An 18,867-nucleotide genomic window follows, 5' to 3' on the forward strand; every position below is an offset into this window, starting at 1 on the left:
TAAAAATTCCCTATCCAGCAGTAGGATAGGGAAAAGTCTTGATACCATTACAGCATATACGAAATATCAGAAGCTACTGTTGGATATGCGAATGGCATCTTCTTTAATTCTTCGACAGGAATTTGGAAACGAATCGCTAGGGCAAAATGGTTAATTAGTTCATCCGCTTCCCCACTCAATAGGTGGGCGCCGAGCACGACATCTTTCTCTTGATCGATAATTACTTTAAATGCCGCTGCCCCTTCGTTCGTTCGTCTATATGTGAACCACTCCGTTGCATCTTGTGACTTTACGAACACTTTCAAACCGGACTCTTTTGCCTCTTGTTCGCTCATTCCGACTGATGCTAACTTTGGAACAGTGAATACAACAGAAGGAACTACTGGATAATCTGCTGTCTTATTATTCCCGTTGAGAAGATTCGAAGCCACTACATGTGATTCAATCGTCGCAACAGGCGTTAACGGAGGTGCGTCGCTTGAAGCCACATCACCCGCTGCGTATACATTAGGGTTACTAACACTTTGCATATATTCATTAACGCATACACCTTGTTTATCCCACTTCACATTTCCTTTTTCCAAGTCCATGTCTAGTGCAGGTACGCGACCTGCTCCATGTACAACAAGATCCGCTTTCCATTCTACCTCACGATCTTCTTGTTCTCCTTTAACCACAAATGCATTACCACATTTCTCAATTCCATTTACAGGTGTATTAAGATGTACATGCACACCTACTTCCTTGGAACGTTTAATCAGCATTTTCACCAAATCTTGATCAAAGTTTTTTAAAGCCTTTTCACTTCTATGCAAAATATGCACTTCAGATCCTGCCCTTGCAGCAACATGTGCAAATTCGAATGAAATAAATCCGCCACCTATAAATACGATACGTTTTGGAAGTGTATCCAGTTCCATAAACTCATCACTCATCGTCAGATATTCTTCACCTTCTATATCCATTTTCATAGGTTCTGCACCTGTAGCAATAAGAATCTTTTTCCCTTTCAATACATCTGAACAGACTTTTAATTCCGTTTCACTTTGAAAAACTGCCTTGCCATGATACATATCAATTCCTAGTTTTCCATACTTCTCTTCTGTATCTTCAGGTATCGTTTGAGTAAACGTTCGTTTGAATTCCATTAATTCTGACCAATTAATTTTGCTATCTTCTTCGATACCTTTTCCGTGCATACGTTTATTCCAATCTATTAATTCAGCTGCTCCTACCAATACTTTCTTCGGATCGCAACCTCGCTGAGAACAGGTCCCCCCAAAGGGCCGGTCATCGATAATCGCAACGCTCCAGCCTTCTTTCTTACATTTTATTGCCGCAAGGGACCCTGCATTTCCGGTTCCGACCACTAGCAAATCATATTCTTTCACCATACTCTATCTCCTCCACCTTTACCTGCTATAGCAATTTTCTACTCTGTTATCAAATACCCTCTATTGTCCTTTATGACACGTGGAATCAAATATTCATTTTACTTCACGCTATTTTGTAGTTTACATACTATACGAACAATACACAAAAACAAGCGATAGCTAGTAGGCAGTCGCTTGTTTTCTCTTTATTCAACTTCCCCCTGCCAAGTTGACATACCTTCTGAAACATTGATTACATCATATCCTTCGTCGAATAAAATCTCACTTGCCATCTTCGAACGGCTTCCACTTCGGCAAACGACGACATACTTCTGGTCTTTATCCAAACCAGTTCTATCACCATTTTGTATTTGTGATAAAGGCATATTAATTGCCCCTATAATATGCCCGTCTTCAAATTCATCTATTTCTCTTACATCCAATACTATATCGCCTTTCATTTGCAAGGTTTCAATATCCTTCAAATCTACTGTTTGATAGACTTCTTCTTTCTTACCTTCATTTGTCGTACCGCAAGCTGCTAATACTAAAACGGTTACGATTAACCATAATACTTTTTTCATAACTTCACCTCTATACGATTTTCTTCTATTGTATCTCAATGATGTTATAACGCAAAAAATGATGACTAGAACACTTAACAGTTTTTTGATTTGAGGAACATATTAATTATGCACTGAAAGAATAATACTGCTAAAATTAAGTAGCTCATATATTCTTATGAAGTGCAGGCGTTAAAGGAGTGGAATAAATGGATGATAAGAAAACGCTGCGTTTAGTTCTAGCTGGTATCTTGCTCGGTATTTTAATGTCCGCGATGGATAATACCATTGTCGCAACTGCACTCGGGTCAATTCTAGGTGATTTAGGTGGAGTCGATAGTTATATATGGATTACTTCTGCTTACGCAGTAGCTGTACTTGCCGGGATGCCGATTTTTGGTAAGTTATCAGATATGTATGGCCGCAAAAGATTTTTCATGTTTGGTATTATTGTTTTTATGATTGGTTCAGCACTATGCGGTGTTGCACAATCCGTGCCACAGTTAGCTGTTTTTCGTGCTATTCAAGGAATTGGCGGAGGCGCTTTACTTCCCATCGCGTTCACTATTGTATTTGACGTATTCCCTCCAGAAAAACGTGGCAAAATGACAGGTATTCTAGGTGCAGTCTTTGGAGCATCCAGTGTCATCGGACCATTACTTGGTGCTTGGATTACGGAGTCTATTAGTTGGCATTGGGTATTCTATGTCAATATTCCCATTGGACTCGTTTCCTTATTTCTAATTTATCGCTTTTATAAAGAAGCAACTGAACCTTCCAAGCAAGCTATTGATTGGCTCGGTGCGATTACACTAGTCACTGCCATTGTCAGTTTGATGTTTGGACTTGAATTTGGCGGTAAACAATTTGCGTGGTCCTCTTGGCAAAGCATTACATTATTTAGTCTATTTACGGTATTTTTCATTATATTTTTAGTGGCAGAGACGAAAGCGAAAGAACCGATTATCTCATTTTGGATGTTCAAAAGCCGTCTTTTCGCCTCTTCACAAGTCTTAGCACTTCTTTACGGTGCTACTTTCATAGGTTTAACAATCTTCATTCCTCTTTTCGTGCAAGCTGTATATGGTGGCTCCGCAACGAATGCCGGAATTATCCTTATGCCGATGTTACTTGGATCGGTCGTCGGAAGTGCGCTGGGCGGTATCTTACAGACTAAAACGAGTTATCGAAAAATCATGGTTATTTCCGTAATTGCCTATTCGATCGGAATGCTATTGATGAGTACGATTACCCCTGATACTTCTCGTTCCATCCTATCTTTCTATATGGTGTTTGTTGGATTTGGTGTCGGATTTTCCTTCTCACTTTTACCAGCTGCCACTGTGCACAATATGGATTTCCGATTCAGAGGTTCAGCCAACTCAACAAATGCTTTTTTCCGATCATTAGGATTGGCACTGGGCATCACGATCTTCGGAGCAATCCAAACCAAATTATTGGCAAGTGAATTGGCATCCGGTTTTGCTAAACTCCCTAACGGAGACAATAGTGCCGTGGGTAGTATACAAAACGCTTTTTTACCTGAAGTCCGCAAAACCATTCCAGAAGATATATTGAATGTCATGACAAATGCTATGTCTAATTCTATTTCTACGACATTTCTATGGGCACTCATTCCGGTTGCCATTTCTATACTAGCCGTATTCTATATGGGGCCAGAACGATTGATCATACCAAATCAAAAGAAATAGTAAATGGTCAATAATAAATCGATACATCGTTATCGGATGAGCATTGTCAGCGTCAACTTCATTCCATCCATGTTCATACAATTCTTTTTTCGGAAAGATTCTCTCTAGGTTTTGCACAAAAAATTTAATTGAACAAAATCCATAAAAAAAGCTCTAACGAGAATGTACTTTATCTCGTTAGGGCTTTTATAGTGGTATTTATTTCACAAAAAATCCTGCGATTTGTTGCTGGTCATCAAACGTAATCGTATAGACACGTTTATCTTCTTTATATTCAGCAGCAATCGACGCTACAAAATACTGCTCTTTTTTTGCAACAGACTCTTTTTCGAAATTGACAAACTCCCCTGATTCTTTCACAATATCTGATACTTCCTTTAGTTGCTCCACAGATAAAGAATCCTTCATCGTGGCATCAAACATTTCACGCATATCATCAAATTTTTCTTCATTCAATAACGTGATGGCTTCTTTCGATTTTTCTATGTACTGAGCAGCCTCAGATTCATCTACTGTGTTTTTACCACATGCAGCAAGCAATAAAACGACTGCCATAGTCAATAGGACAAGTTTTTTCATTACCAGACTTCCCTCCTTTTACTATAGATTCCGTAGCTAATGACGCTAACCGCCACGAATGCAAGAATACTCTCTATTGATACTACCACATACTCTTGCGGAGTAAATACAGGCAAAATTCCAATCATTGAGTCAATCCCTGTATGTATGGCAATAGCAATCACCAGATAGGAAAGACGTTTCTGTTTTATGCCGCGCAGGACGATAATTGACAGTCCTATATGCAGCAGCATAGCAAAGAATCGCTCTACACCCGCTAAAGCAAGCATTCCGTTGCCTACTGTAAGTGGAAATACGGAAAGTATTGGAATTCCTACAATGATCAGCGCTTCAATACCACCATGCCCTGCTCCAAATAAAAATCCTGATAGCCAGTCCCTTTGCTTCATCAAATACCGCATAGCAAGATAGCGTGCTCCTTCTTCAAATAGCGCAGCGGAGAATCCAAGCACGATAGCGTACTGTATGGGATGTACACTACTAAAAAACAAAAAGACTATACTGTTCTTTTCCACGTATTGTAAAAGTGAGATGCGTATGAGCAACTGGGATACAGTAAACGCTAGAACTCCTAGAAAGAAAGGGATCCATCGTTTTTTAAGGATTGCATATATAACGAATGACAATGGTAAAACAATAGCTATAATGATTGTGAAAATCCAGCCTGTCATTCCGTCATCACTCCTTTACCCCCATTATATTGATACCCCTAGTCTATCAATATCCTTTTAGTTTGGGAATGATCTTATTGGAAATGAACTACTATCTCCAGTAAGTCCATTGCTGATTGCACTTCGGAAAGTTCATAGACCACAGAACCTTTCGCCCAAATCGCATAATGATTTTCACTTGTTGCATCCAACCGAATCGATCCATGTTGTTTCGGGATAGGAAGACGGTGAGTTTCCAAGTAGTCTACAGCTTTTCTACCTAAGTCTACTCCTTTTTCTGGCTGTTCAATTGATGTATGTGTGGCAAGCGACCATCTACCCTCATTCCAACTCGTCCATAAGTTTCCGACACCTGCATCTTGATAACCCGTAATATCATGACCGAGATCCACTTCTTCACCTCCAACTTTTGCGTAATCTTCAAACGCAACTTTAGTTTCTGCTTGCCCTTCTTGATCTTTATAATCATTCACTAGTAAAGTCGCTAGTTTTTCTTTTTTTGTATGCCCGTCAAATAATGCTGCATTATTTATTGGAACTGGTTCATCCGTAACAAAAAAGGTGATTTGATACGTTGTGGACTCGGAACTTGTAGTAGCTGTTAGATGTTGGTCCGTTGTAATCGGTAATTTATCAGGCAACACTATGTCAAAGTTTGTAGTAGAAATTTGATCCTTTATGGCCGAGAGTACTTCCTCTTGTGTCAAATCGTCTATCTGTTCAGATGCTATTTGCTCTCCATTTGATTCCTGATCTTGAACAGTAAGTGTTTCTCCTTCTGATTTCGAAGGTTGTTCAATAGAAGTTTTTTCTGTTTCTGTTTCAGCAGAGCACGCACTCAATAAACCGAGTGATAAAATGACATTGCTTATATAGATTCTTTTTTTCATTATATTCAGCTCCTTTCACATGTTTTTCCCGCTATACTACTAGATAATCTTAAAAGAATGCAAAAAATCTACCAGAACATATAGTCCATGAACTGATAGAGTACTTCTGTATAACTATTCCCTTAATCCTACATACTCTTCTATAGTGTTTTGTTTTACATATATCTCTTTAGCGAGTGCCAATCCAACATAGCGGTAATGCCAAGATTCATGCATATAGCCCGTAATGTCTTCTTTTCCTTTAGGATACCGCATGACAAAACCATATCGGTATGCATTTGCTGCCAGCCATTTCCCAGCCTTGGTTGAACCAAATGACGCATTCGCCCAATGTCTCGGAGCATTCGCTTCACCGATATCAAATGCAAGTCCTGATTGATGTTCAGAATACCCGGGTCTGGCACTATAACGGTCAGCTGCTTTTGTTCCGTCTCGTTTTACATATTTTGTGTATAAATTCGTTTGATAATCAAATGAACGATACGTGCTAAATGCAGTTAATTTGATGCCTGACTTCTTCGCATCAGCAGCCATCTTCGTAAATTGTGCACGTGCAGTCCGGTCTTCGCCAGGCGCATAGTTCTTCGGCAAAGGATACTGCTTGTTGACAAGTAAAACTCCTTTTATATAGATAGGTTTCTCTGGCAGTAGCTGGCCTTCAATATATTTATCTGCAGGCAAGAAAATGGTGGGTTTTACGCGTGGATCCACCCGTGAGATAGCCTGTAGCTTTACTTTATTTACGACTGCAGAATTACTTCCAGCCGGCAATTTATCCTGGAGAACAGTTGGTGCTACTTCCTTTTTGTTCTGCTGATCTAGTCGATGGAAGAATAATACGGCCTGTGCCCGGGTCAAACGATTTTTAGCTCCATACTTCTCGAGTAATGTATTAGCATGTGGAACTTGTCCAACTGTAATCTGCTCGTCGAATAAATACTGTATGGATTTCTCCAGTTGATAAGCTTGGCCGTTCACGTACGAAATGACTTGTGCCAAAACTCCTCGAGTCACGGGTTTATTCCGGTAACTTCTATCCTCATAGCCGACTAAAGGTACTTTAAATCTTGCTAATGCTTCATATATACTGTTCGACCATATTTTATTATCATGGGCTATATATAGTGCACTTTCATCTTGAATTACCTTGTAGTAACGCGTAAGAATCGCAGCGAAATGGGCTTCTGTGAGCCAGCTATTTGGCCGGAAGGTATGATCTTCGAAACCACCGACCAATCCTTTTGAATAAGCCCATTCGATAGAGTCAGCAGATGGGTACGATTGAATGTCCGTAAATTCATGTGCGTGCACTTCTTTTACTGTGAAATTTAACATAAAGCCTAACAAACAAATAGTGAGGATCGATGTGATTTTTTTCATTAGTATGATCTCCTTTAATGTAAAAACAGCTGTTCATAAAGTCTGTTTTGAATGACTTCATGAACAGCTGAGTTCTCAGTGTTATTCTTTGACTAACTTGACTGAACTCGCTTTGATAACCGTTTTAGAGTAACAATATGTAAATGCCTGATAGAATTCCCCTATCACCTATATCCATCATTAAACGATCATTTGATTCCGTCCTTGATCTTTTGCTATGTAAAGTTTGCGATCTGCTTCTTTTATTGCATCATGTATTGAAGTTCCAGTAGGCCAGGATGCTATTCCAATAGAAACAGTTATCGGTATAGCTTGATTTAGTCCCACTTCAAAATGTGTGTGACGAATATTTTCTTGAATTTCTGCTACTGTCTGAGTGATACTATCTTTATCCTCTATACAGATCCACAATAAAAATTCTTCCCCACCGTATCGCGCGGCTTGCAATGTATCTTTTTCAAACGACTTAAGTATCTCTGATAACTCTACTAGAGTATCGTCGCCTGCGGCATGACCGTATTCATCATTCAACTCCTTGAAATGATCTACGTCAATCATCACCATAAAGTGATGCGTATTCTTTTCATTCATTTTGTGTTTAATCTCTGCACGTCGAATGCATTCTTGACGGGTAAGTAGTTTAGTCAATTGATCATGCGTGGCGAGAAATTCCAGCTGTTGCTTCATAATAAGTCGACCGTTTTCAATTTCGATAACTGTATAGTAGATAAATGTGGCAAGTAAAAATGACGAAAACCGTAAAAAGCCAATCTGTTTGAGTATCTCTAGCCCGTCATACGGATAGAATATAAGAGGTATATCGGATATAAACCAACAGATAGTAATCAATACGAATATATCCCAGACTTTTTTACGATTCCCAATTATTCGCATGTATACTAAAGCAAATATAGTCGGGAGCGACATACCAAATACAATTCCTGGAATGGCCCCGTCTCCTCCAAGAAAATAACGCCATATACAAGCAATAACTAACACAGGCATCGTTATATGCCATCCACTAAATATTGCGAGCATAATAAGCGGAATTAAACGTAAATCCAGGCGGTAATTACTAAATTGAATGGGTAAGTAGAACATAGAAATTACTGTGATCGACATCAATATCACTATGTAAAACTGGAGCCGACGTCTGGAAAATCGTTCCCGATAACCGAGTAACGTTGTGACTGCCAAATGACTAAGCAAAATGACGGCTAAATTGGATAATATAGATTGGATCATTATTGTCTTGCTCCTTTAATTATGTAGCTAACAAAAGTCAGATGAATAGTAGTTAAGTAGAACTATACATGATAAAGGGTTCTAATTTCTACTACATCCGTTAAATAGGAAATGTTTTATAGACGACACCAATGATTATTTTTGGTTTGTACTTTGTATAGACAAAAACAAGCCCGCGTATAATGATTCCACACTTTCTACAGAAATCCCGGAATTGACTATTGTCGAAAGGGTATTACGGTTTAATTGACAACCATCGCACACTTTTTGCCAAAATGGATTTAATAGATCTTGTGTTTTGGCCAGAACTGGTTGTTTCATTTTGACATGCTCAAAAAATAAAATTGTACTACCTGGTTTGCTAACACGCTGAATTTCTTTCAAGGCTAGAATTGGATCTGGTATTGTACAAAATACTAATGTCGCGATCACCGTGTCAAATGAATTGTCAGGAAAAGGCAATGATTCCGCTTTTGCTTCATATAAAGTAATAGGCACACTGGCATTTCTACCTCGGCTTACTGCCAAGCGACTCATTTGAGGATTCGGTTCAATTGCGGCCACGTGATTCGCCTGTTGATAATAAGGAAAATTGATACCCGTTCCAGAACCAATTTCTAATACGTTTCCTTGTGCATTACGGATTAACTCCGTTCGAACTCTTTTAAATCTAGTCATTTCTAAAGGCTTCATAGCCACGTCATAGATTCTAGGAAATAAACTTGCCATTAGTAGAACTCCTTTTGTCGCTTCATAATTATTCATCAGACATTGCGTAGTTGTGGTTATCTGAATGTCTAAAGATATTCCCCCAAAATATCAGACGTATTCTTTTATTGCATCCACTAAAATCTGTTCTTTGATTTGATAATGCGTGGCTTGCCAGATGCCTCGTTTATCTTTCACTATCAATAATTGAGGAACTTCGTGAGGAACACCTAGATCCGATTCAATAGTAGCGGATAGTTTCTTACTTATTTGGGTGATGACGATATATATTGGAAGTTCTGTACGCAGTCCATCCAACTCCTTTTTAGCCGCTAAACTGCTGATAGATGTCATACTAGATTTAAATAACAAGAAGGGTTGTGTATTCGACCCTTCTAGCAACTCACGCCATTCGTCGATTTTTTTAATTCTTTTCATCTTGCATTCTCTCCTTAAATGAAAAAACTATGAAATATAGTAGATACTTCTATTCTATACAGCGTTCGATGTGCATACCTCTTTTTTGCCTATATATATTAAGCATTATAAACAGCAAAAATCCTCACTTTTATAAGTGAGGATCATACATATTCTATGTGAAAAGCTTATAAATAACCATTAATTCGTGACTTGTCTTCTTCAATTATTTCTTCCTTTAAAGCCTCGATACTTTCCGCTCTGCGTTCATTTTTCTTTTGGATTTGCTTGAACTCTTCCCCTTCAGCAAACTTCATCGCGTCTTCTGCGGCCTCCATATTGCTGATGGTTTTATTCAATCGTTTTTTATTATCTGCAGGGTCATTCGGTTTTGGATACTTGTTCGCCATCATATGCACTCCCTTATATATATTTGGGTAATCTACGATAGCTTTTCCTACTTCCTTTGAATTATGCAGAATTTAAATCAACAATCCATTATTTACGTAGATCAGTTGTATCCAGACTGTCGAATGCTTGCTGCAAAGGCTCTTTCAATGCAGGGGCAAGAGTTTTAGCATATTCTGCAGTAATGTGGTTATCATCACGATAGACGATAATATTACCGATTACAGGTGAACAAGTTGTTTCATCGCAAAATGAATCTGTAAGGTCTGCGAAGAATACATTCGAAGGAATTCCCTCTGTCACTTTCCACGGATCTTCTTTCGCAATAGCTTCATCCCGTGGTACAGAACACTCCAAAGGATCATCAGCTTGTTCTAGACAGACAGGGATAATAGTCTTCATACGTGGATTATCACGAATAGCAAAAACGGTAGTGATTCCTTCAAGTCTCTTCCACTGATTAATGAACCCTCTCGGTACTTTTGGACGTTTATTCACTGTAGACGTCGTAAAAACAAGGTCAGGTGGATCTTTAATTAGCATATCTATTAAATTCTTATTCCACGGAATACATGCTTCTGTTAAGTTTCCTTTACTATCTTCGTCTGTAAACCGACATCCGTCATGGCTATATAAATCGATTTTAAAATTCATTTCTTTTGATAGCTCAATCAATGCGGGAAACCAGTGTCCAGAGTGTGAGCCGCCTACAAGTGCCACAGTAAAATCATAGTCTCTTAATACGCCATAAGAACATTTTCTAACCTCTATAAGATTGGCTGACTGGCATTCTAAATCTTTATAAAATGACGGTAGATCTGTTTTGATTTCCACTGGTGAAGGAATGGGTTCAACTTCAGGTATATTTTTTAATTGATAAAAATTCACCTCCGCACCTGGATAATCTTTAATTTCTACTACGTCCGAGCTGGCTGTTGCTTTCTCGATATAAGCCGAAATAGAAAATATCGAGCTACAAGCAAGCACTAACATCATAGTCAGCACGAAGACCAGTTTCCCTTTCTGCTGGTTTCTACCTATTTTCTGAACAGGCTTCTCCAATAACTTAGTAGAAATCATAGATAAACCAAACGTTATAATGACGAGCAGAATGCCGTCTACGATCGGAACGGTTTCCACTTCCATGTAGGACCGATAGAAAATCAACAATGGCCAATGCCATAAATACACACCATATGAAAGACTACCTAAATAAATCAGCGGTTTTGTCGCCAAAAATCGGTTGACTCCATATACGGTAATGCTTTCAGAAGCAATTAAAATAAGTAATGCGCCACTAATAGGTAGTAACGCCAAGTAACCAGGGAAAACTGTAGAAACTGGTAGTATGACTCCTGTTAAACAGATGATTAGTAGACCGAACCATCCTAGTACCACACTAAGTCTTTTATTGAATACTAAGTACGGAGAGAGTAACGCAAAAATACCGCCGATACTGAACTCCCACATTCTTGTGAATGTATTGAAGTACGCAAAAGGCTGATTAACGTTTGTTTGATAGATTGAGAAGATCATCGACAAAAAACATACGATAATAAGTGATCCTAGTAGTGTTTTATAAACAGGCGTCTTCAAAACTTTACGTGCGATATAATATGTACTAGATAGTATGATAGGCCATAGAAGATAGAATTGTCCTTGAACACTTAAAGACCAAAAATGTTGAAATGGACTAGCCAAATTATCTTTCGCTAAATAATCAACAGAATCAAACGCCAGTCGCCAATTTTCAAAATAAAACGTAGAGGCCATCATATGCGAAATGATTTCTCCCCATTCAAACTGAGGAAGAAATATCACTGCCATAATTCCAGTAAAAATCACGACGACGATTGCTTGCGGAAATAATCTCCTTGTTAAATTCAGAAAATAATCGATGAAATTCACTGAACCTGTGCGTTCTATCCGCGATAATATAGAAAGTGTCATCAAATAACCGGAAATGATAAAGAATACATCAATTCCTCCCGAAACCCTTCCTAACCATATATGGTAAATCACGATTAATAACGTAGCAATTGTTCGTATCCCTTCTATTTCAGGACGAAATCTCTTGTTCGGTAATAATAGATCTTTCATTTACTTCCCCCATCTGAAAAATCTTCTTCAATTTAGTTCATTGATTACTATATCACAAATTCATTCTGGTTTTTACTTCTATTTACAATGAAAATAAGCGGCTACACATCAATAAAACACAAAGAAAAACAGAAGCGACGAAAGGCTTCTGTTTCTTCTTTATCCTGAATCATTTCACTTTAAATGCGTCTTGTAAGTAATAGTAGGACTTCTTCAATCGCTCCTCATACATCGGTACTTGCCAGTTATCCCATGTGTAACTCTTTAAGGCATCTACTTTCATACGATCTACTCGAGGGAATGAATCAAGTACTTCTCCGTCAGCAGAAGTTATAACGGCTCCGATGAAAATTTCATCTACGATCGTACTTGTTCGTCTTCCATCTTCCAATAAATTCTCAGTGAATTCTTTTCTGCTTGGATCTTGTGCTTGTAGCAGCATCCAAGGAATTCTCAACTCCAGCATGCCGTCTTTTATATGGTAATCAGCAAGTGAATCATACGTTTTAGATTCTGGATCTCCATTGCCTTCTCGCAATTTACCCGTTTCATAGGAGCTGAATGGAATCGTACGTTTTTCGTTTTCCACATAGTATTCCCCATTGAGCGCATAGTGCATTGGAATAAACTGATCAGTTCGGTCTTTCATTGTTTGGTCGGGCACGTACCCAACATCTTCCCCATAGTCATGATGGAATAAATCATAATGCGGATCAATCAACATACGAGATTTTCCACCATTGATTTTCGCAATAAATTCTAAGCCATTTGTAAATTGTATATCATTTATTCGACTAGCTCTACTGTTTCCACGATTCGGTACAGTATCGAAAACGATATTAAGAGCGTCCATTTCACTTACTTCAGACTCCTTATAATCCATTCGTATATATAAGAATGTCTCATCATGGTCGATGTACATCTTTTCCAATGGTCCTTTTTGGCTTTCATATAACGGTTCACCGGTCCAATCCTCTTCGTAACCTGCTACTTTGATTTTCAAAGGTTCAAAACTGACTAGACCAAATCTCTGTTCATTTGTTTGTGTGTTGGACCAGTATGGACGTCGATCAGGATTATCATATTCTGCAGTGTTCCATGTTCGTTTGAACCACTCATCTTGCCAAGAGAATACCAAGGCCCCCATCATGTTCTCATGTAAAATATCTTCATATAAGTGAGTCAAGATTTCTCCTTGCTGTTCCTCGGATATAAAGCCTTGGTTCCAGCCAAATGGATTATTATGCGCTTTTCCACGTGAAGCTGGAATACCAAATTCAGATATCAGAATAGGTATACGATGTGCTTCATGTAAATCTTTCAGATAACCTGCATAGTTATTTTTCTGTCCTCTGAAATCTATAAACTCACGATACTTCTTCTCATAATTCAAGAAGTCGGGATAGTATGGATACACGTGATACGATGCAAATTGTCCCGGCTTGTTCATTTCGTTCTTTGTATAGATTAAGTTCGGATTAACTGACACTATATCTTCCTTGCCCGATGAATCGGAGGGGTGTGTGAGCAGATCCGTAGTGACCCAGTTGACGAAGCTCATTGGGCGGATTTGTTGATAGCTTTTCACTTCATGAGAGACTAAAACATCCATTTGTTCAGCTAACCAGTATTCAAATGCCGCGGCACCTTTAGTTTCAAAATAGGTCCCTTGATATTCCCCTAGATTGGGATGAATCTTATTCGTGTTTTCCACCATAAACGGATACCATTCGATACCGATCATCCAAGCCGTCACCCACTGTGAAATGTCTGAATCATAAACACCCGAGGCATGGCCAGGACGTGGCTTCACATCAGCGTTCCCATGAATAACATCTACTAGTTGAATCATTTCCTTTTGAAAATCTTCCAAATTCTCTTTTTCAAATGCATTTAGAGATTCTTCAAGATTTTCTTCATTAATCCAGACACCATGCATGACATAAATCGGGTCATCATGGATGTCATTATACGCCTTTAGTGCATGATAAAAACCTGGAGGATGGAGTGTATACACACGAATCGTATTCGCATTCATCTCACCGATAGCTTCAAACCACCTATAGTATTCTTCTTCTGTAATAGCAGCTTCACCAGGAAATGCTCCCGGCTTCCCCATTCCAATATTGACACCTTTAACAATCATCGGTGTCCACTTACCATCTTGTAGAACCTCTAGATATTTTCCATTCATTCGAGAATTCATCTGGATTCCATCTCTTTTTGGCTCTTCTGAAACTTCCTCTTCTACTTGTCCAAATTTCGCCAACACGCCCTGCATCATAGGAACATAAGCAGCCCAGAAAAAAGTCTTATCTGTTGATCTCTGAAGTGTTTTATAGACGTTCGCAATACCTTTTACTTGATATATGCTAGGAACGTCAGTCATATTATTGAATTTCCCTGCCAAATAGAAGCTTTCTGAAACACCCGATGTATTACGAATTACAGCATCAAATTTAGTTGGAATACCCTTCTCCACTAATTTTTTTGTACCTTTAGTTGTAAGATCCCACTCATATGTAGCTAGTGTTTCCCCTTTTTCAGCTGTTACGATATCGAACCATGCGTGAAATGGATGTGAACCCGAAACATTCAAACGTTCTTGAGCTAGATCGTTAAATTGTATATGAATCCCTTCACCAGAAACCTCTTGATCTTGCTGTAATCCAAGTACCTCTCCTGTACTATCATTTACTAGTAGAAATCCAGGGCCGCTAGAATTCCATGTAGTTTGTGGCTCTGAAAAAACTTTCTGTACTTCTTCGTTTTTTTCTGGATCTAGTTCATCTACATAAATACCTTTCCAACCAGAGAACGTCATACCTAAACGATCAGCTACACGCGTCCGTACTTTTTCACTAGTAGGTGCAGAAAAGGAATCAAACTCTGCTATAAACATCGATGGCTGTTTTGTATTGAGACGCTTTAACATACGCTGCCATTCTACTTCACTAAGACCACCATGTGTTTTTTCATATACAGCAAGCAAAGGATCCATATCATTCTGTTCAATTTCGTCAGTATTGGCTGTATTGGCTAAATAAATAATATCCGTTTTTAAATAGTCTTCTGGCAATGGACGTAATTCGGAAATACCTTTGCCTTCAACATTCGTGAATCCCCCATAATAATCACGTGCAGGGTCAAAAGGTTTATTATGTGTGGTTTGCACTTTCATATAATTTAAGGTCCAATTAATTCCTAAATGTTCTGAATAGGAATCTTCGACTGCAGACTTATCTATAATGGCTATTTTCAGAGGTTGAGCACTCTTTAATAACCATAATCCTACAGGAATCACTAATATAAATGCACTAATCAACATAAAATTCACTAACTTTTTCATAAGTCTTCTCTCCCTCAACTATTACATTTTCATTTATTGTTGCTTAGTAAGGGTGATTTTCAACGAAAGCCAACGAATTTCACCAAATAAAAAGGGTCCATAGTATCATTAATTCAATTCATTTTATCAATTATAACATAATGTAAAACTTTATCACTATATTTCTTCCATAACGTACTATTGAAAATCTAGTATATTTTTAATTCAAAGGGTAGTTCAGATGATTTTAGGGTATTGTATTAAATGCTGAGCCAATGGTCTGAATAAATTTCGATTCCATTATTTTAACGAGTACACCACTTCTACATACATAAAAAAGAGTTGAAATATTGCTCCAACTCTTTTCATCTTTCTATATTATCGATAATCCACGGCGTAGCTTGGAGCAAATTTGGAAACACGGCGTCAGCTAACGGATCAGCAGTGCCAAGAAAAACGGTTTTTGTACCTGCATGCTTACCAGCCATAATATCTGTATCCGTATCCCCTACCATGTAAGATGATGACAAGTCCACTTGGTATTTCTCTGCCAAATCAACGATCAACTTACTGTTAGGCTTACGGCAATCACAACCTGATTTAGGTTTATGCGGACAGTACGCGACTTCCTGAATGTGAGCGTCTTCTTTAGCCAATTCCGATTGCATATGAGTATGAATAGCTTGTAACTTAGATTCTTTCATGTAACCAAGTCCCACACCACCTTGGTTGGTCACAACGAAAATGTAATCGAACACTTCATTCAACCGCTTAATCGCCTCTGGTACACCAGGTAAAAAATAGAGTTGATTTGGCTCGTTGACAAACTTCACACGGCTAGTAAGCACTTCATTAATGACACCGTCCCGATCCAGAAATACGGCTTTTTTCATAACGTATTCGCTCCTTAAAATTTCCTTAATGCGTAGCATATCCTTTTAGCATCTTTTTAAACACTAGGCCTATTCATCCAGTATCTTCAGCGAATCAGTTAGGCAATATCATTGAGGTCTATGATAATAACAACTAATATAGCATGTATGTTAAATTTATAACGAATGCCGAATTACTTTGTGGCAACAACTAATTATGGGGTGATGCATAGACATGGTAAACTCACAAACATTTAATTTTAAAAAGAATCTTCCTCTGCTGATTGTTTTATTGTCGGGTGCTTTCATAACGATTCTCAACCAAACCCTTCTAGCTACTGCCTTACCGCCTATTATGAAGGATCTCAATATTGGGGAAAGTACGGTCCAATGGTTACAATCGATCTTCATGCTTGTGAACGGAATTATGATACCCATTACAGCTTTTTTAATCGGGAAATTCACGACTCGACGATTATTTCTTACTGCGATGAGTATATTCGCGTTAGGAACACTCGTGGCTGCAGTTTCACCCAATTTTTCAGTGCTATTAATAGGACGTGTCTTGCAAGGTGCTGGCGCGGGTATTATGATGCCACTTCTGCAAACTATATTGTTTCTACTCTTTCCAATTGAACAACGTGGTAAAGCGATGGGATATTTCGGTCTAGTGATTGCATTTGCACCCGCTATAGGACCAACTTTATCTGGTTATCTCGTGGATCAATTCCCTTGGCGCAGCGTTTTCTACGTAGTATTACCATTTGCCCTCTTTAATATTATCGCAGCGTATTTCTTACTTAAAAACGTAACGAAAACAACTGATCCTAAAATGGACTATTTATCCGTTGTGCTATCTACATTTGGTTTTGGTGGTCTTCTCTACGGTTTCAGTATTGCAGGTACGACTAGCTGGTTACACGCAAATGTCTTGATCTCACTCATTGTCGGTGCTATTTCGTTAGTCTGGTTCATTCTTAGACAATTGAATTTGAAAGAGCCTATTCTTGAGTTTAGGGTCTTTAAGTATGGCGTATTTACGATGGCAACTAGTCTCGGCATGATCGTATTTGCTTCGATGATTGGTACAACGGTTATCTTGCCATTATTTATGCAGACGATGCTTGGATTTAGTGCGTTCCATTCTGGTTTGATGCTATTGCCAGGTGCGATCGTCATGGGTGTCATGAACCCTGTTACCGGTACATTGTTTGATAAATATGGCGCAAAGTGGTTACTACTCACCGGTTTTGTTATTCTCACCATCACAACATTCGTTTTCGCTAACTTAACTGAAGAAACAACGTTTGCTTATCTGGCTACATTGAATGCTGTTCGAATGTTCGGTATTTCTATGGTGATGATGCCTTCGACTACACTTGGTTTGAATGAATTGCCGAATCGTTTAATTTCTCATGGTACAGCGATGAACAATACGTTCCGCCAAATGTCAGGCTCAATCGGTACTGCTGTACTCGTTACGGTTATGGTGACAACTGAAATTAACAACGGTACGGTTGCGGGTCAAATACATGGCGTGAATATGTCCTTCTTCGTTGCTGGTTGGATTTCAGTTGTAGGTTTAATTTTAGCTATTTTGATTAAAGATCCGAGGAAAAGAAATAAAGAAGTAAAAGCCTCATAGACAAAATTTCTGTCTCTCAGAGTATTAAACAGTTCTGTTCACTGGTACAAAATTAAATGAAATAACTAAAAAGCCACCTAATTCGCGTATGAATTAGGTGGCTTTTTCTCCTTATATACTATCAAGTTTTTAGATGAAATAAAATTATGCCCTAGATAAATCAGTTTTTGAACTCGTTGATCTGCGCTGCAGATCAACGAGTGTCCTATGGGCGAGCGGTGAACCTCCCGGGGTCGCCGGCTGTAACGAAGATCAACTGAGCGAGTGCGATTAACAATGTGCCACAATTGCGCCCATTAGTGAAATAAGCAAATTGCTTACTTAGTCTGAGTAAGAACCTCCTGGTAATGTAAATAAATAGAATCCATTGTCTCCTCTTAACTGCCACCCTTCAAAAAAACTACTATCGTGAAACAATTCAAGAAAAGTATTATCTTCAAATTCCAAAACTAAGTCAGATATTTCTTCAAAATGATAGATATTCATAACCTTTTTACCCATAAGAATACTTTCTAGATTCTTATGGGTGAATTTATCAGGGCCTTGGGTACAATCTGAAAACCCAATTAAGACTTGATTAGCAACTAGTAATCTCCAAGGACATTCAATTATTAACCCACCATTACTAAACCCCAATCCCAATGGTAAGTTTTTTTCTGTATTCACCTCAATAACACTTTGTCCAGAAAAATAATTAAAATCAATACTACTTTGTTTCCTAAACATTTTGAGCACCACATTTCCATCCTTATTTCTACTGATAGGTTTATTCAAGTAAATGGCCGTTTGTTGAACAATGAGCCTACACATATTTTGTAAATAGTATAGCATAATTATTCCAGTAGTTTGTTTAATCACCAAAATGGCACCGTTAATTCCAATGATACTTAACATTTTAAATCAGTGTAAATCCGCTTATTACTTCAGCTGTTGTACTACTTAACTAAATGGTGTACTCATAATAGAAAAAAACTAT

General features: G+C 38.3%; 16 protein-coding genes. 2 read left to right on the top strand and 14 right to left on the bottom strand.

The genetic code is table 11. The annotated features are described in order from the left end of the window. Positions 1-47: 47 nt before the first annotated feature. Positions 48-1,394: a dihydrolipoyl dehydrogenase family protein gene (locus CSV76_RS03165; protein WP_085426627.1), complete on the bottom strand. Its 1,347-nt coding sequence runs from the start codon at positions 1,392-1,394 to the stop codon at positions 48-50. 185 nt (positions 1,395-1,579) lie between these two features. After that, entirely contained in the window at positions 1,580-1,957 is a 378-nt protein-coding gene (locus CSV76_RS03170; RefSeq protein WP_099624717.1) for a rhodanese-like domain-containing protein, read from the bottom strand. A gap of 188 nt (positions 1,958-2,145) precedes the next feature. Here CSV76_RS03170 and CSV76_RS03175 point away from each other — a divergent pair, with 188 nt between their 5' ends. Then, positions 2,146-3,648, top strand: a complete 1,503-nt coding sequence (locus tag CSV76_RS03175; protein ID WP_099624718.1) for an MDR family MFS transporter — start codon at positions 2,146-2,148, stop codon at positions 3,646-3,648. 198 nt (positions 3,649-3,846) lie between these two features. Here CSV76_RS03175 and CSV76_RS03180 read toward each other — a convergent pair whose 3' ends face one another. From CSV76_RS03180 to CSV76_RS03230, 11 genes are all read right to left on the bottom strand, one after another. Beyond that, positions 3,847-4,227, bottom strand: a complete 381-nt coding sequence (locus tag CSV76_RS03180) for a DUF3887 domain-containing protein (protein ID WP_085426631.1) — start codon at positions 4,225-4,227, stop codon at positions 3,847-3,849. Then, on the bottom strand, positions 4,227-4,898 hold the full coding sequence (locus CSV76_RS03185; protein WP_099624719.1) for a YhfC family glutamic-type intramembrane protease: 672 nt from the start codon (positions 4,896-4,898) through the stop codon (positions 4,227-4,229). The genes CSV76_RS03180 and CSV76_RS03185 overlap by 1 nt, the downstream gene beginning before the upstream one ends. A gap of 74 nt (positions 4,899-4,972) precedes the next feature. Next, positions 4,973-5,788, bottom strand: a complete 816-nt coding sequence (locus CSV76_RS03190) for a hypothetical protein (protein WP_099624720.1) — start codon at positions 5,786-5,788, stop codon at positions 4,973-4,975. Between the two features lie 114 nt (positions 5,789-5,902). Further along, on the bottom strand, positions 5,903-7,168 hold the full coding sequence (locus tag CSV76_RS03195; protein WP_099624721.1) for a D-alanyl-D-alanine carboxypeptidase family protein: 1,266 nt from the start codon (positions 7,166-7,168) through the stop codon (positions 5,903-5,905). A gap of 180 nt (positions 7,169-7,348) precedes the next feature. Continuing rightward, positions 7,349-8,413 carry a GGDEF domain-containing protein gene (locus CSV76_RS03200; RefSeq protein ID WP_099624722.1) on the bottom strand — a complete coding sequence of 355 codons (1,065 nt, stop codon included), beginning with the start codon at positions 8,411-8,413 and terminating at the stop codon, positions 7,349-7,351. A gap of 135 nt (positions 8,414-8,548) precedes the next feature. Beyond that, a complete protein-coding gene (locus CSV76_RS03205; RefSeq protein WP_085426637.1) occupies positions 8,549-9,142 on the bottom strand; it encodes a class I SAM-dependent methyltransferase in 594 nt (197 codons plus the stop codon). A gap of 90 nt (positions 9,143-9,232) precedes the next feature. Further along, positions 9,233-9,559 carry a monothiol bacilliredoxin BrxC family protein gene (locus tag CSV76_RS03210; RefSeq protein WP_099624723.1) on the bottom strand — a complete coding sequence of 109 codons (327 nt, stop codon included), beginning with the start codon at positions 9,557-9,559 and terminating at the stop codon, positions 9,233-9,235. A gap of 167 nt (positions 9,560-9,726) precedes the next feature. Continuing rightward, the gene (locus tag CSV76_RS03215) at positions 9,727-9,948 is read right to left on the bottom strand and encodes a small, acid-soluble spore protein tlp (protein WP_085426639.1); all 222 of its coding nucleotides are present in this window, start codon (positions 9,946-9,948) and stop codon (positions 9,727-9,729) included. An 88-nt stretch (positions 9,949-10,036) separates the two neighbouring features. After that, the gene (locus CSV76_RS03220) at positions 10,037-12,046 is read right to left on the bottom strand and encodes an acyltransferase family protein (RefSeq protein WP_099624724.1); all 2,010 of its coding nucleotides are present in this window, start codon (positions 12,044-12,046) and stop codon (positions 10,037-10,039) included. Positions 12,047-12,215: 169 nt separating this feature from the next. Further along, positions 12,216-15,395 (bottom strand): hypothetical protein, encoded by a 3,180-nt coding sequence (locus tag CSV76_RS03225; protein ID WP_099624725.1) that lies wholly within the window; start codon positions 15,393-15,395, stop codon positions 12,216-12,218. Positions 15,396-15,739: 344 nt separating this feature from the next. Next, complete coding sequence (locus CSV76_RS03230) at positions 15,740-16,267, bottom strand: D-glycero-alpha-D-manno-heptose-1,7-bisphosphate 7-phosphatase (RefSeq protein WP_085426642.1); 528 nt, start codon at positions 16,265-16,267, stop codon at positions 15,740-15,742. A 214-nt stretch (positions 16,268-16,481) separates the two neighbouring features. Here CSV76_RS03230 and CSV76_RS03235 point away from each other — a divergent pair, with 214 nt between their 5' ends. Then, a complete protein-coding gene (locus CSV76_RS03235) occupies positions 16,482-17,891 on the top strand; it encodes an MDR family MFS transporter (RefSeq protein WP_085426643.1) in 1,410 nt (469 codons plus the stop codon). A gap of 321 nt (positions 17,892-18,212) precedes the next feature. Here the strand turns inward: CSV76_RS03235 and CSV76_RS17645 are convergent, their stop codons facing one another. After that, complete coding sequence (locus CSV76_RS17645; protein ID WP_233204388.1) at positions 18,213-18,785, bottom strand: hypothetical protein; 573 nt, start codon at positions 18,783-18,785, stop codon at positions 18,213-18,215. Positions 18,786-18,867: the final 82 nt, after the last annotated feature.

This window comes from Sporosarcina sp. P17b (genome assembly GCF_002743115.1).
GTDB lineage: Bacteria > Bacillota > Bacilli > Bacillales_A > Planococcaceae > Sporosarcina > Sporosarcina ureae_C.

Excerpts from the sequence above, each read along its gene's own strand:
- CSV76_RS03165 (WP_085426627.1), bottom strand. The coding sequence starts at position 1,394 with ATGGTGAAAGAATATGATTTGCTAGTGGTCGGAACCGGAAATGCAGGG.
- CSV76_RS03170 (WP_099624717.1), bottom strand. The coding sequence starts at position 1,957 with ATGAAAAAAGTATTATGGTTAATCGTAACCGTTTTAGTATTAGCAGCT.
- CSV76_RS03175 (WP_099624718.1), top strand. The coding sequence starts at position 2,146 with ATGGATGATAAGAAAACGCTGCGTTTAGTTCTAGCTGGTATCTTGCTC.
- CSV76_RS03180 (WP_085426631.1), bottom strand. The coding sequence starts at position 4,227 with ATGAAAAAACTTGTCCTATTGACTATGGCAGTCGTTTTATTGCTTGCT.
- CSV76_RS03185 (WP_099624719.1), bottom strand. The coding sequence starts at position 4,898 with ATGACAGGCTGGATTTTCACAATCATTATAGCTATTGTTTTACCATTG.
- CSV76_RS03190 (WP_099624720.1), bottom strand. The coding sequence starts at position 5,788 with ATGAAAAAAAGAATCTATATAAGCAATGTCATTTTATCACTCGGTTTA.
- CSV76_RS03195 (WP_099624721.1), bottom strand. The coding sequence starts at position 7,168 with ATGAAAAAAATCACATCGATCCTCACTATTTGTTTGTTAGGCTTTATG.
- CSV76_RS03200 (WP_099624722.1), bottom strand. The coding sequence starts at position 8,413 with ATGATCCAATCTATATTATCCAATTTAGCCGTCATTTTGCTTAGTCAT.
- CSV76_RS03205 (WP_085426637.1), bottom strand. The coding sequence starts at position 9,142 with ATGGCAAGTTTATTTCCTAGAATCTATGACGTGGCTATGAAGCCTTTA.
- CSV76_RS03210 (WP_099624723.1), bottom strand. The coding sequence starts at position 9,559 with ATGAAAAGAATTAAAAAAATCGACGAATGGCGTGAGTTGCTAGAAGGG.
- CSV76_RS03215 (WP_085426639.1), bottom strand. The coding sequence starts at position 9,948 with ATGGCGAACAAGTATCCAAAACCGAATGACCCTGCAGATAATAAAAAA.
- CSV76_RS03220 (WP_099624724.1), bottom strand. The coding sequence starts at position 12,046 with ATGAAAGATCTATTATTACCGAACAAGAGATTTCGTCCTGAAATAGAA.
- CSV76_RS03225 (WP_099624725.1), bottom strand. The coding sequence starts at position 15,395 with ATGAAAAAGTTAGTGAATTTTATGTTGATTAGTGCATTTATATTAGTG.
- CSV76_RS03230 (WP_085426642.1), bottom strand. The coding sequence starts at position 16,267 with ATGAAAAAAGCCGTATTTCTGGATCGGGACGGTGTCATTAATGAAGTG.
- CSV76_RS03235 (WP_085426643.1), top strand. The coding sequence starts at position 16,482 with ATGGTAAACTCACAAACATTTAATTTTAAAAAGAATCTTCCTCTGCTG.
- CSV76_RS17645 (WP_233204388.1), bottom strand. The coding sequence starts at position 18,785 with ATGTTAAGTATCATTGGAATTAACGGTGCCATTTTGGTGATTAAACAA.